The organism is Serratia liquefaciens (assembly GCF_027594825.1).
Classification (GTDB): Bacteria; Pseudomonadota; Gammaproteobacteria; order Enterobacterales; family Enterobacteriaceae; genus Serratia; species Serratia liquefaciens_A.
This window is the reverse complement of the sequence record NZ_CP088930.1, coordinates 3,973,271-3,986,653: the sequence shown is the minus strand read 5'-3', so window position 1 is coordinate 3,986,653 and position 13,383 is coordinate 3,973,271. Positions and strand designations below refer to the sequence as shown.

13 protein-coding genes are annotated in these 13,383 nt (G+C 55.7%); 4 read left to right on the top strand and 9 right to left on the bottom strand.

The features are described 5' to 3' along the window. Positions 1-32: 32 nt before the first annotated feature. From LQ945_RS18250 to LQ945_RS18230, 5 genes are all read right to left on the bottom strand, one after another. Positions 33-1,079, bottom strand: a complete 1,047-nt coding sequence (locus LQ945_RS18250; protein ID WP_270101419.1) for an aldo/keto reductase — start codon at positions 1,077-1,079, stop codon at positions 33-35. A gap of 178 nt (positions 1,080-1,257) precedes the next feature. Continuing rightward, positions 1,258-1,782: a shikimate kinase AroL gene (aroL, locus tag LQ945_RS18245; protein WP_270101418.1), complete on the bottom strand. Its 525-nt coding sequence runs from the start codon at positions 1,780-1,782 to the stop codon at positions 1,258-1,260. A 115-nt stretch (positions 1,783-1,897) separates the two neighbouring features. Continuing rightward, positions 1,898-2,416: a GNAT family N-acetyltransferase gene (locus LQ945_RS18240; RefSeq protein ID WP_270101417.1), complete on the bottom strand. Its 519-nt coding sequence runs from the start codon at positions 2,414-2,416 to the stop codon at positions 1,898-1,900. Positions 2,417-2,506: 90 nt separating this feature from the next. After that, positions 2,507-4,636 (bottom strand): TonB-dependent siderophore receptor, encoded by a 2,130-nt coding sequence (locus LQ945_RS18235; protein ID WP_270101416.1) that lies wholly within the window; start codon positions 4,634-4,636, stop codon positions 2,507-2,509. After that, positions 4,629-5,744: an ABC transporter substrate-binding protein gene (locus LQ945_RS18230; RefSeq protein ID WP_269934720.1), complete on the bottom strand. Its 1,116-nt coding sequence runs from the start codon at positions 5,742-5,744 to the stop codon at positions 4,629-4,631. The genes LQ945_RS18235 and LQ945_RS18230 overlap by 8 nt, the downstream gene beginning before the upstream one ends. 216 nt (positions 5,745-5,960) lie before the next feature. Between LQ945_RS18230 and LQ945_RS18225 the strand changes: the two genes are divergently transcribed. Continuing rightward, positions 5,961-6,425 (top strand): GNAT family N-acetyltransferase, encoded by a 465-nt coding sequence (locus LQ945_RS18225; protein WP_270101415.1) that lies wholly within the window; start codon positions 5,961-5,963, stop codon positions 6,423-6,425. On the opposite strand, the gene LQ945_RS18220 is transcribed toward LQ945_RS18225, so the two are convergent. Continuing rightward, entirely contained in the window at positions 6,422-6,979 is a 558-nt protein-coding gene (locus tag LQ945_RS18220) for a class I SAM-dependent methyltransferase (RefSeq protein WP_044548579.1), read from the bottom strand. The two genes, LQ945_RS18225 and LQ945_RS18220, sit on opposite strands and share 4 nt — an antisense overlap. 236 nt (positions 6,980-7,215) lie before the next feature. Then, positions 7,216-7,500 (bottom strand): DUF1471 domain-containing protein, encoded by a 285-nt coding sequence (locus tag LQ945_RS18215; protein ID WP_044548577.1) that lies wholly within the window; start codon positions 7,498-7,500, stop codon positions 7,216-7,218. Positions 7,501-7,806: 306 nt separating this feature from the next. Here LQ945_RS18215 and LQ945_RS18210 point away from each other — a divergent pair, with 306 nt between their 5' ends. Beyond that, complete coding sequence (locus tag LQ945_RS18210) at positions 7,807-8,982, top strand: low temperature requirement protein A (protein WP_270101414.1); 1,176 nt, start codon at positions 7,807-7,809, stop codon at positions 8,980-8,982. A gap of 67 nt (positions 8,983-9,049) precedes the next feature. Here LQ945_RS18210 and LQ945_RS18205 read toward each other — a convergent pair whose 3' ends face one another. Beyond that, positions 9,050-10,414: an esterase-like activity of phytase family protein gene (locus tag LQ945_RS18205; RefSeq protein ID WP_270101413.1), complete on the bottom strand. Its 1,365-nt coding sequence runs from the start codon at positions 10,412-10,414 to the stop codon at positions 9,050-9,052. A gap of 445 nt (positions 10,415-10,859) precedes the next feature. On the opposite strand from LQ945_RS18205, the gene aqpZ reads away from it, so the two are divergent. Continuing rightward, a complete protein-coding gene (aqpZ, locus tag LQ945_RS18200; RefSeq protein WP_044548573.1) occupies positions 10,860-11,555 on the top strand; it encodes an aquaporin Z in 696 nt (231 codons plus the stop codon). A 114-nt stretch (positions 11,556-11,669) separates the two neighbouring features. Here the strand turns inward: aqpZ and LQ945_RS18195 are convergent, their stop codons facing one another. After that, the gene (locus tag LQ945_RS18195; RefSeq protein WP_270101412.1) at positions 11,670-12,440 is read right to left on the bottom strand and encodes a class I SAM-dependent methyltransferase; all 771 of its coding nucleotides are present in this window, start codon (positions 12,438-12,440) and stop codon (positions 11,670-11,672) included. Positions 12,441-12,557: 117 nt separating this feature from the next. On the opposite strand from LQ945_RS18195, the gene LQ945_RS18190 reads away from it, so the two are divergent. After that, complete coding sequence (locus LQ945_RS18190) at positions 12,558-13,343, top strand: helix-turn-helix transcriptional regulator (protein WP_269934717.1); 786 nt, start codon at positions 12,558-12,560, stop codon at positions 13,341-13,343. Positions 13,344-13,383: the final 40 nt, after the last annotated feature.

Below are 13,383 nucleotides of genomic sequence, written 5' to 3'. Positions count from 1 at the left end.
CGCTCAATAGATGATGCCTTTCATCCAAAGAGTCAGGCGCGCGGGGTGCGCGGCGCGGCAAAGCGGGAACTGTCACCGCCCTGCGCACGCGCCAGCGTGTCGGCAATCTGCCGATGGGGCGTGCCCGGTTCGATGGCGCTGACCCGATCAAGACGCGCCATCTGCTGCTCATCCAACGTCAAATCAAGCGCCGCCAGCGTATCCTCTAACTGATCCAAGGTGCGCGAACCCAGAATGGGGATCAGACTGGTGCTGGAATGCGCGGCCCTGTTGCGCAACCAGGCGATAGCGACGTGAGTCGGCTGGGCATGATGCTCTTGCGCAATCGCCAGCACTTCATCCAGCAACGCGGTATCTTTCTCGCGATGCACCAAACGTCCCAGCTCACTCAACCGCCCGGCGTCGCTGTGGCGATACTTGCCGGTCAGCAGGCCACCGCCCAGCGGCGACCACAGGGTGGCGGCCATTCCCAGCGCTTCGACCATCGGCAGCAATTCACGTTCTGCGGTTCGCTCTACCAGGCTGTATTCCACCTGAATGCCCGCAATGCGCGCCCAGCCGCGCAGTTCGGCCATCGTATCCGCACGGGCAATACGCCACGCCGGAAAATTGGACAGCCCGGCATATTGGATCTTGCCGGCGCGGATCAGATCGTCAAAGGTACGGACGATCTCTTCAAGCGGCGTCAGGTTGTCAGAAAAATGCGCCCACAGCAGATCGATACGATCGGTTTTCAGGCGTTTCAGGCTACTCTCTACCGAGGCAATCATGTTTTTGCGACTGTTGCCGGTATAGGCAATACCCGCGTCCGGCGCGGCACCCAGGGTGTATTTAGTGGCGACCACGAAACGGTCGCGTTCGGCGGCGATGAAATCCCCCACCATCTGTTCTGACTGACCGAATTGGTAGGTATCAGCCGTGTCGATAAAGTTGCCGCCGGCGTCGACATAGCGATCGAAAACCTGTTTGGCCTGTTCTTTTTCCGAACCGTAGCCCCAACCGGTGCCAAAGTTGCCGGTCCCTAATGCCACTTCAGAAACGCGCAGGCCGGTATTGCGGCCAAAGGTGGTGTATTTCATGGGAAAACCTCGCGATTACGTTGCGTTTATCAATATAGATGATGATCATCATTATTTTATATATGTCATTCATCATCTATAAAAACAAGCGCAATCTACCATGAACAAAAAAAGACCAACAGGGAGAATGGGAGGAGTTCGGGCACAAGACTCGGTGCCCGATAACATAAGCGGCGGATTACTTTACCGTTTCCCGCTGCAGCACGGCCAGGATCTTTTCGACCACCTGCTGTGGATTTCCGGTACCGTCCATCACGTAGTGCGCGGTCTCCTGATACAAGGCCTCGCGTGCGGCCAGCACTTCCAGCATCTCTTCGGCGATTGGACGCCCTGTCAGCGTGGGGCGCTGCGCGTCTTGCGGATATTCTTCCAGCCGCTGAGCCAACACCTCGGCCGGAGCGCGCAGGTAAATAACGGTGCCGTGCTGACGCATAAATTGACGGTTCTCTTCCGCCAGGATCGCGCCGCCGCCGGTGGCAACTACAGTTGACGGTTGAGTAACGGTTTGCAGAGCATTGCTTTCACGGCGGCGAAAACCCAACCAGCCTTCGTTTGCGACCATTTCCGCCACGCTCATCTGCGTGGTCTGTTGCATAAACAGATCGGTATCGGTGAATTGATAGCCCAGCGCCAACGCCAGTGCACTGCCCACCGTGGTTTTACCGGCGCCGCGAGCGCCCACCATGAAAATGGTTTGTGTCATTACGGGTTGTCCCTTATACGGTGACTTGAATGCGTGAGCACGCCAGAATCCGGCGTGCAGATCGTGCGATGGCGTAGATGCTGCATCATACCGCCATCAGCCTGTATTTCAATATTTACGATAGTGTAAATTCCATGGCACAGCGGCTGCCTGCGGCAAAACCCTGCGCCACCTCTTCCGCCAACCCCGCCCTCAACGACGGACTGAGCCGCCCGGCGGCTATCGGCATGAACCCCAGGCGCCGGTAATAAGGCGCATTCCAGGGCACATCAATAAAAGTGGTTAACGTCAGGCGCTGTGCGCCCAATAATGCGGCCTGCGCCGCAACCTCGATGAGCAAGCGGCGCCCAATGCCCTGACGCTGCCAGTTGGCGCCCACCGACAGCTCGGCGATGTGCCAATCCTGCGATTGCGGCACGACGGCGATAAAGCCAGCAACCTCCCCCGCCGCACTTTCAGCCAGCCACTCGTGCTGTCGCTGAATAAAATCGGCATGCCGATCGGAACTCATCACCGGGCCTTCGGCGATAAAACGCCAGGCCGGCTGTTGGCGGAACAGCTGGGCTGCCGAGTGCTCAACCGCCATCAACTGGGCGATATCCTGCGGCTGCGCTAACCGGATTTGCAGGCTCATCGGGCTCTCCTTAACGTCAGGGCCGGCTATTTAATCAGATTTCCCCGACGGCAGATACCCGCCGCCGGGCATGTATTGCTGCTCGAAAAATCAGAAGTCGACGCTGGCGCGCAGCACCACTTCTCGCGGTTCCCCTATCGCTACGCGCAATTTATTGCCGCTGGAAGGGTAATAGGTTTTGTCGAACAGGTTCTTCACGTTCAATTGCCATTTCACCCGATACCCCTGCACCGGCATGGTGTAAGCGGCGAAGGCGTCGGCAACGGTGTAGTTATCGAGAGTGAAACTGTTGGCGGTGTCGCCTGGACGGCGGCCCACATAACGCGCCCCTGCGCCAATACGTACGTTGTCCCCGCTGTAAAGCCCTGGGGACCCCAGATCCTGCGTCAGGAACAGCGAGGCGGTATGACGTGCCACGTTGGTCATCTCCTTGCCCTTGTTGTCCGGATCGTCCACCACCCGTGCGTCGGTATAAGCATAAGAACCGATCATGCTTAACGAATCGGTGATATTGCCGGCAACATCCAGCTCCACGCCCTGCGAGCGTACGCGCCCGGCGGTTCGGGTGACGGTTTCGCCATCCACCAGTTCGCTGACCATTACGTTGCGTTTGGTGATGTCGAACAACGCCAGGGTCCCGGTGACGCCATTGGGCAGTTCAACCTTGCTGCCCACTTCCCAGGCCTTGCCCTGTTCCGGCGGCAGCGAGCCAATCTGGCTGGCAATGGAGGAGTTTGGCTTGAACGACTCGGTGTAGCTGCTGTACAGCGACACATATGGCGTCAGTTTGTAGACCCCCCCAAGGCGCGGCACCAGCTTGCTGTCGGAGCTGTCGGTATTGGTGACAAACGGCCGCCCTTTACCGGCAAAAACGTCAAAGGCGTCATAGCGCAGCCCGCCCATCACCAACCATTTATCGGTCAGTTGAACGGAATCCTGCATAAACCAGCCGTAGCTGGTGAGATTTTCACGCTGGTCGCTGTCTTTGGCATTGACGGCGTTCGAGGTCGGCATCAGGCCATACACCGGGTTATAGATATCGAAATCGCTGTTCTTGGTGCCGCGGATCATGTCGCCGCGGTAGGTGCGGTTATCTTCAAAATCAAACCCGAACAGCATCTGGTGGTTGATACTGCCCCAGTCAACGTCGCCATTGAGCGTCAGTTGTACCGCATTGGCATGGCTGACGGCATGGGCGGTGGAGTCGGCCTGACGCGTCAGTTTGCCGTTTACAGGATCCAAAGCCAGCGCACGCGCCTGATTATCGCTGTAGCTGTTGCGGCTGTAGGCGTAGGTCAGAGAGCTTTTCCAGCTTTCATTCAGCACCTGATCAACCTGCAGGGTGACGCTGTCCTGATCGCCACGCGTGGCGTTATAGCTTTCGTCGAAGCGACGATCGCGCGGCGTATTCACGGGTTTGCCGGTACGCGAATCAATAATGGTGCCACGATCGAAGGGCACTAAATATTCCATATGTTCGTAGGCGACGCGTACCGTGGTGCTCTCACCGAACCACATCAGCGACGGCGCAATCACCGTTTGGCGGTTACGGCCAAAGTTGCGCCAGTAGTCGGTTTCATCGTGGTCGACAATCATCCGATAGGCGAACCCGGAGGTGCCAAGCGGCCCGGTGACGTCCAACTGGCCACCGCCGCCCTTGAAGCTGCTGCCCCAGCCTTCCACGTGGGTATGCTGCTGCAACTGCGGCTTTTTGGTGATCATGTTGATCATCCCGCCGGGTTCACCCATGCCGTAAAGCATCGAAGCCGGGCCTTTCAGCACCTCAACCCGTTCGGTGGTCGGGGTAAAGTTGCGGGCCTGTACCGAACGCACGCCGTCACGCAGAATGGAGCCGTCGCGGTTATCGCCAAAACCGCGCTTCATCACCGCGTCCTGGGTGCCGCCCAGGGTGTTCGCCTGGGTAATGCCGCTGACGTTATTTAGCGCTTCATCGAGGTTGCTGACCGCCTGATCGATAATCACCTGCTGTGGCACCACGTCGATAGCCTGCGGCACGTTCAGCAGGCTGGTCTCGGTTCGGGTGCCGGTCACGCTGGTCAGCGGCTGGTAACTTTGCACGCCCTTCGCCGATGCCTGGCCGACCACCACCAGGGTTTCCCCTTTTTCTTTTTCGGCGGTTTTGTCGGCGCCGATCGCCGGTACAGCCGCACAGGCCGCCAGAGGCAGTGCGCACCACCAGCCACGCTGGGTATTATTCATTATGTAACTGACTCCAATAGGTCCCTGAAAAAGGTAACGGCAAAAATTGTTGATAGAGCTGTTTGAAGGTCTGTTGCGGGTTGATGTCTGCAAACAGATCCGGGTAAAACGCTTTGGCGAACATTTCGACCGCCACGACGTGGTACGGGCTAAGGTAGAAGTTGTGCCAGATACTCCAGGCCTGACGGTCTTTTACCGCTTTCAGGTTGGCGAGCATCGGCTGTTTTTGCATGATCTGACGGAAGCTCTCATCCGCTTCCTGCTGGGTAACCAGCGGTCCCAGACGCAAATCGGAAAAGCGCTTGCCCTGTGGGCCGGCCATGCCGGTGGCAATGTAAATATCAGGATTGGCGGTCAGAATGGTTTCCGGGTTCAGCTCGCCGTAAACCCCTTTGATGCTGGCGCTGGCGATATTGTCACCGCCGGCAAAGGCCAGCAGATCGCCGAGGTTGCCATGAGCCGCAGTGGTGCAGCAGGTTTCACGCCGCCCGAGGTGCAGATGCAGCATGACCTTGGGCTTTGGCCCCTGGTAGCCGGCCAGGCGCTGCTGGATCACCGCCATATGCTGCTGGTAGAAGTCGATAAACTGCTCAGCACGCTGCTGACGGTTGAGCACCTCGCCCAACAGTCGAACGCTGGGTACGGTGTTATGCAGCAAGTCGACCCGTAAATCGACGTAGATCACTGCAATACCCGCCTTACTCAGCGCCGTTAGCAGCAAGTCACTGTCGCCCTCCTCCTTCGCATAGCGGGCAAGGATCACCAGATCCGGTTTCAACCGGATCAGATTTTCAATGTTAACCTGACGGAAGTTGCCCTTGCTGATAGAGGGTATGGCTTTGATTTGAGGAAATTTCTGCGTATAGAGCTGCCAGCTCTGCGCATCGAAACGCGCCATGTCTTCCGGCCAACCAACGATACGCTGGGCCGGATTGCCCGGCTCCAGCAACGCCAGGGTATACAGCATGCGGCTCTCGCCCAGCACGATACGCTGCGGGTTATCCGGCACCTCGACCTGGCGGCCGGTGATATCGGTGACCCTTTTCGCCTGAGCACTAAAACCGCCAAGCAGCAGGGAAAACAGCAGTAACATGAGGGAATTGCGCATAAGTGGGCCGGATCAACAAAATATGCGCGCATGATAATCACTCTCATTAGCACTTTCAATCACAACGCTTGACGGGACGGTTAAATCCGCTGAATCACGCTGTTTCGGCGCGGATACGCGAAAAATCGCTGTAAATGCCGTTTTATAAAGTTAAAAAATCGGTCGATAATCCAGTAAAAGGCCAGTCAGATTGCAGATAATTCAGGAGGTACTGAGATGACCCAACGTATTATTCCATTGGCGGAGTGCCCACAGTTCAGCGACGTTTGCGCCGCATGGGCGTTTGGTCAATGGGGTTCGCAACGCGGCGGTTCACTGGAACGCACGCGCCAACGCTTTGCCCAGTGCGCCCAGCCGAGCGAAGATTACACCACCCTGCTGGTGATTGAGGACGAACGCCCGCTGGGCATGGCCAGCCTGTGGCCGAGCGACGATCATCATCGGATGGACCTTTCTCCCTGGCTGGCCGGCGTATTCGTCCACCCGGATCACCGTCGCCAGGGTATTGCACAGCGGCTGGAGGCGGCCATCGTGTTGTTGGCACGCCAGCGCAATCACCCCCTATTGCACCTGATCACCGATAAATCCGAGGCGCTGTATGCGGGTTGGGGCTGGCAGACCATCGAACGCCGACGGCAATATGATGGCGAAGTGGTGGTGATGGAAAAAAGGCTTGGCTAACGCGGCGTGCAGATGTAAACCAACGCCGGCGGGAAGTTGCGCACGACCCGCAGCCGCTTCCAGTGAAAATAACGGGACAGCAGCTTTTCCGACAGGTGACTGTACTGGAACAGCACCAGGGTGCCGTTGCGCGCGAGCAAACGCTGCTGGGCCTGCTGCAAAATACGAATGCTGATTTTTAGCGGGATCGACAGCAACGGCAGGCAAGAGAACACCACGTCATAATCGCCGGCCATCTCTTCAGCCGAACGATCCATTACCTGCAGGCGGCGATCGTCGATTTTCCGTAGCTGATGGACAAAATGAGATTGAATTTCAAAGGCCTCAAGCGAAGCATCTGCACGCATCCGGCCTAATATCCGCTTGGTCAGCACGCCATCCGCCGCGCCCAGTTCGGCGATCGACAGCGCCCCGGTCCATTCAACCTGATTCAACATCGCCTGACACAGCCAGGGGGAAGAAGGCGCCAGCGTGCCAATGGTGCGCGGCGAAGCCATAAACTGCTGGAGGTAGGAAAAGTGGTTTTTCAGTTGCAGCCGTGTCGCGTTTAACATTGGGGCCTCCTTTGGTTGAGTAGCCACCAATCTGACCCCAATTTCTTAAGTATTCATTAACATGTTTCCTAAAACCGCCGACGCAGTTGTAATAAAATGCAACCGACACAGAAAAAAAGGGTGCGGAAATCATCGTCGGGTAATCAAGTCATTGCATTACCGGTCAGATTATTATCCACACCCGTTTATTTTATCGGCCAGCTGTTGCCCTGGCCGAATTTATTTACTGTAACCGATTAGCGGTATATTTCCGCATTACCGCGCCAGTTGCTGGAATCCCCCGGGGTGTCCAGCCCGATAATACGAATGCTGCTGGCGCCGTCCGCCTGAGCTTTTTCTTTCAGTGCGTGAACCGCATCGCCCGGAGAACCGCTAATGCCGGAAACCGACACTACACCAAGGCTTTGCATACCGCTGGCCTGCTCTGTATTGATCTGTTTTACCGATGACAGCGGCGCTGCAAAGGAAGAGAATGAAGCGGCTGCCAAAAGAACTGCTGCGATGCCAGGTAATAGTTTCATAATGAACTCCAGATGTTTTTGTTTATTTCTCGTATCAGTGGAGTTAATTATCTACCAGGCAATGAAAGCGGACGTAATCCAATGTAAAGAACATCAATCATTGTGATGAAAATAAGGAGGAAGTACGTGCAGGTATGTCTTTGGCAGGACAACGCGGGTCTATGCAGTCACTCTACCCCTGACAGATGACAATTAAAAGTCCGTTTGGCCAAGGGATATAAAAACCGCCCCTTTTAAGATTCTTCTCCCCGTACCCGCGACTGAACTACGCTATTTCTGAAGGTTATCATTATGGAAGGACTCCCTATGTCGCAAACCTTACTGCGTGTTCGTGATGGTCATGGTGCTTCGGTTTCGTTTTCGGAACTGCTGTTCGACCTGATTTACGTTTTTGCCGTTACCCAACTTTCCCACTACCTGCTGCACCATCTGACGCTGACCGGCGCGGTGGAAACGCTGCTGCTGTGGTTCGCCGTTTGGCTGGCCTGGCAATACACCGCCTGGGTCACCAACTGGTTTAATCCCGATACGCGCCCTATCCGTATCCTGCTGTTCGGCATCATGCTGTTGGGCCTGTTCGCTTCTTCTGCTCTGCCGCAGGCCTTTGGCGAACGCGGGCTGACGTTTGCGCTGTTTTACGTGGCGATCCAGGTGGGCCGATCGTGCGTGGTGCTGAACCTGCTGCCCGCCGGCCATCCACTGAAACAAAACTTCCGCCGCATTCTTGGCTGGATGTGTATTTCAGCGGTGTTCTGGATCCTTGGCGGGCTGGCGGAAGGTCATAACCGACTGTTGCTGTGGGCCCTGGCAGTATTGTGCGAATACGTTTCGCCGATGCTCGGTTTCCGCTTGCCGGTGCTGGGTCGCTCCGACAGCAGCAGCGAATGGACTATCGAAGGCCATCATCTGGCGGAACGCTGCCAGCTATTCGTGATCGTGGCGTTGGGGGAAACCATTCTGATTACCGGTTCGACCCTTAGCGAAATGGAGTCCTGGAGCGCACCGGTGCTGATAGCCTCACTGGTGGCGTTTCTCGGCAGCCTGGCGATGTGGTGGGTCTATTTCGATACCAGCAGCAAAGCCGGCAGCCATGCTATCAGCCAGGCGGAAAACCCCGGCCAACTGGGCGCCAACTTCCATTACGTGCACGTGGTGCTGGTTGGTGCGATCATCGTCTGCGCCGTTGCCAATGAACTGGTGATCGCCCACCCTGACGGCCATATCGACAATGTAACGGCAGCAGTGCTGCTGCTGGGCCCGGCGATTTATCTGCTCGCCAATGCGCTTTACAAACGACTGGTGTATCACCGTTTCCCGCTTTCGCACCTGGTGGGATTGATCGCTTTGGCGGTATTGGCGCCGATAGCTTACCTCACCGATTTACTGATGGTGAATGGCCTGACCACGCTGATTATGGTGGCCGTCGCGGTGTGGGAGAGTATTTCACGCGGCAGAACGCCACAGGCCAGCGACGTTCACTGATAAAGTAGAAAGCAGGGGACGCGCTCACTGAAGCGCAATATTAGGGCGGCGGTCCCCTGTTTCGCTATTACTTCAGCGGTTGCGGTAGCGTCAGTACCCACAGCTCGCTGAGCGATTCCGGTTTCTCCAGCGGTTGCAGCTCGATGCGGGTGGATACCGCTTTACCGTCCAGGCTCAGGCTGCCCTGCTTATCCAACTGATAATCGCTAATTTTCTTGGCCTTGGGCTGGGCGTCCACCAGCTTGGCCTGTAGGCCAAAATCGTTATCGTTAATCACTGCCAGGGTGCGATCGTCAATTAGCGACAGGCCCTCTACCTTCTCCTGCTGCCAGCCCAATTTACGCAGATCCACCACTTCACGTTTCTGCGCCAGCTTCACGCCGCGCTTGGCGAGATCCTTGGCATCGTCAAACTCCAGCGCCTTGCCTTTGCCGTCAAAGGCCGTCAGATCGCTAGCCTGGCTGAGATCGACCAGATAGATCTTGTTGATCATCTGCTTGTCTTTATCACTGCCCTGCTCAACTAACAGGATGTGTTGGTTGTCCACCGCCACGATGTCACCCACCTTGGCGTCTTTGGCCTTTTTATAGCTGTCGACATCGATCGGATAGCCGTACATGGCCGTTTTGCCGCTGGCCGGATCAAAACTGACCAAGCGAGTAAATTGGGCCTTGTTTTTACTCTTACCGTCAACGTCGAGCGTACTCTGCACCGCAGCCAGAATACGGCCGTCCGGCAAACGGGTGATCCCTTCGAAGCCTCGGTTCGGCTGGCGCCACTTGATGATGTTCGGCAATCCGCCGGCGACCGCTTGTTCCCCCTGTTCAGGGGTCGGGCCATACTTGGCGAGGATCTTGCCCTGGTTGTCGATATGGATCAGGAAAGGACCATATTCATCACACAGCCAGTAACCACCTTTACCGTCCGGCGTGATGCCTTCGGTATCCAGCCCGCGTCGATCGCTCTCCAACGTTTTCAGCGTATCGCTCAACGCCACTTCGTTGGTTGTACCGATCAACCCCGCCGGCAAAGGCAACCCGCTGATCGGCCCCTGCTGATCGTGCAGCGGGCGCAAGTTGCTGGCGACCGCTTTGCCGTCGCCAACGCGAATATCCATCAACAGCGGCACAAACTTCGGATTAGCGAAGATTTTCGCTTCCTGTTCGCCCACCGCAGGCGCGTCAGCATTCGGGCCGCGATCGGTCAAAGTCGTTAACAGCAAGTCCTTACCCTCGCGCCCATTGAAGACCAGGCCCGAGCCAATGCCCACCGGCAGCCCCTGAGGGAAATTCTTGGCGAACGCCCCCTGATAACTCACATGCTCCCCGCCGGGAAAGCTGACCACATAACGCGCCACTTCAACGTCGGTGGCAGCATAGGAAAACAGGGGGAACAACGAACTGATTAACAGCGAAACCGGTTTTATTTTCATGATGTTGGCTCAGAGTTAAGGGGAAAGTTTGCAGCCTGTTAATGTATTAACCCATCATGACATTTTGATGACGGGAGCGTCTAATGCCATGAATTGAAGCAACAATTAAACATGGCAAATAGGAATTAACAATTAACGAGAACAAATCGAATGGAATAATCATATGAAAAAATGAATTTAACCGTGGCTATTTCTCACTGGAAATACTTATATCGATAAAGCATAGGGTAAATTCTTATAATAGTGCTAAAAAAACCGCCAAACAGGCTGAGAACCCTAAAATATAAGCGTATTCGCATAGACAAAATTAATCCCCGGGGATTTAATACCCTCGATTACTCAAGGTGCATTAAGAAATTACTGATAGAAACCTGCATTTATTTAAAAAGGTGTTCTATAGTTTTTAGTGCTAACGCCCGTTAGTATTTTCCGTGGGATGGAATCTATGTCAAAGCGACTTTTTGCCGAATTTTTTGGCACATTTTGGTTAGTGTTCGGTGGTTGTGGTAGCGCAGTATTAGCAGCAGCATTTCCACAACTGGGTATTGGTTTTCTTGGTGTCGCACTCGCATTTGGTCTTACAGTGGTCACCATGGCTTATGCCGTTGGTCATATTTCTGGCGGGCACTTTAACCCGGCCATTACCGTGGGATTGTTTGCCGGTGGTCGCTTCGCCGCCAAAGACGTTATTCCTTACGTGATTGCTCAAGTGATTGGCGGGATTGCCGCAGCGGCGGTGTTGTACCTGATCGCCAGCGGTAAGGCAGGCTTTGATCCTACCGGCGGCGGCTTTGCTTCCAACGGTTATGGTGAACACTCACCGGGCGGTTATTCTCTGCAATCCGCCATCGTCATTGAATTGGTGTTGACCGCATTCTTCCTGATCGTTATTCATGGCGTGACCGATAAGCGTGCACCGGCAGGATTTGCTCCGCTGGCCATTGGTTTGACATTAACCCTGATTCACCTGATCAGTATTCCGGTAACCAATACTTCCGTTAACCCAGCGCGCAGTACCGGCGTGGCAATATTCCAGGGAACCTGGGCATTGCAACAGCTTTGGGTATTCTGGCTGGTACCGTTAGTCGGCGGTGTTATTGGCGGCCTGATTTATCGCTGCCTGCTGGAAGACAAGAAGTAATTTATACCCGTTCTTGTTCTGTCAGGGCAGCCGCTATATCCCAGGGTTTTCCGATTATTGCCGATTACGCGGCAATCGAAAAACCAAAGGGTATATTGGCTGCCCTGAAGTTATTTAGCCTCTGGCCGCTTCAAACATCATGATGTCGCTGGTGAATGAGCCGTCCGGCTGGATGGCAAAATGCTGCAGCACCTCTTCAGAAACCCCCTGTTGCAACGCTCGGATCGCGGTAACGAAATGCTCCGGCGTACGCATGCGTGCAACCCAACTGCTGAATTCCAGATATAACCTGTCAGACGTCACCTGCCGTACCAGCAGCCCTGCTTCGGTCAGCAGGCTCAGCCATTCGCCCGGTGCATAATTGCGGACATGCGAAGTGTCACGCAGCACCTCAACGGTTTGCAGATAGATATCCAGCAGCGGATGCCCCGGTGAGACCACATCCATAAAGATGGCTCTGCCACCCGGTTTGAGCACCCGACGCACTTCACGCAGCGCCTGGCCGACATCGTGCCAATGGTGGGCCGAATAACGGCTAATCACCAGATCAAAGCTGGCCTCTTCAAACGGCAGGGATTCCGCCACGCCCTGCTGCACCTGAATATTATTGATACCTTTGTCTACCGCGGCCTGGCTCACGACCGCCAGCATTTGCGCCGACAAATCATAGGCCACTACCTGCGCCACTTTCGCTGCGGCGGTAAAGCTGGCATGCCCGGCTCCGCACCCCAGATCCAGCAGCCTGGCATCGGGATAAGGTTCCAGCAACTGAGCCAGTCGCTGCAGATCCTTCCCCTGTGCATGCACTGCGCTGGTGAGATAGGCGTTGGCCTGCTCGCCAAACTGGCGGTCGACCGCATTCTTATGGCTGTTGCTGTTGCTCATATGTGCTTCCTTTTTGTCGGGCTTGCGCCGGTGCCGGATGGCTTTTTTATTACTATAATCAGCTTAATATACGGGTACAATATGAGCAGTTATCCTAGTATAAACAGGTACCAGCCTATGCAAACTGAAGCCTTGTCCGGCCCCAAAGCCCTCGGCGCATTTCTGCGTGCACACCGTGAGCGCATCACGCCGGAAATGCTGGGTTTACCCACTGCTCCCCGCCGTCGCACCAGTGGACTGCGCCGTGAAGAGTTGGCGCAAATCAGCGGTATCAGCGCCACCTGGTATACCTGGATCGAGCAAGGCCGCGAGGTCTCCATCTCGCCGCATACGCTGGCGCGTATCGCCAAAGCACTGCGGTTAGGGCATGCCGAGCGTCACTACCTGTTTACCCTGGCGCGAGTCGCCGATCCCGAACAGGAACAGCCTCACGAAGCCGACAACAGCGCGGTGCTGCAAAGCGTTAACCAGGTGACGGTGCCTTGCTACCTGCTGGATATCACCTGGAATGTGCTCGCCTGGAACCCGGCGGCGGAAAGCCTGTTCTGTGGCTGGCTGGACCAAACCGCCGCGCCCAATCTGCTGCACTTTATGTTTTTTCATCCCTTGGCCAAAGCGCTGGTCAGCGACTGGGAGGACCGGGCACGACGCGTGGTCGCCGAGTTTCGCGCCGAAACCAGCCACCATCAAAATACCGAAGAGATGCGCGCTTTCGTACGCAACATGACGCACAACAGCGAGGCCTTCCATCACTGGTGGAAACAGCATGATGTGCTGGCGCGCGAAGGGGGAGAACGAGCTTTTACTCATGGGCAACAAGGCGAGCTGCGCTATCGGCAACTGACGTTTAATCCGGTGGAAAACGGCGGGCTGAAACTGGTGATGCTGATCCCTCTGACGTAACGGGTAACAAATTCATAAACAGGTTTACCTGCCATTTATT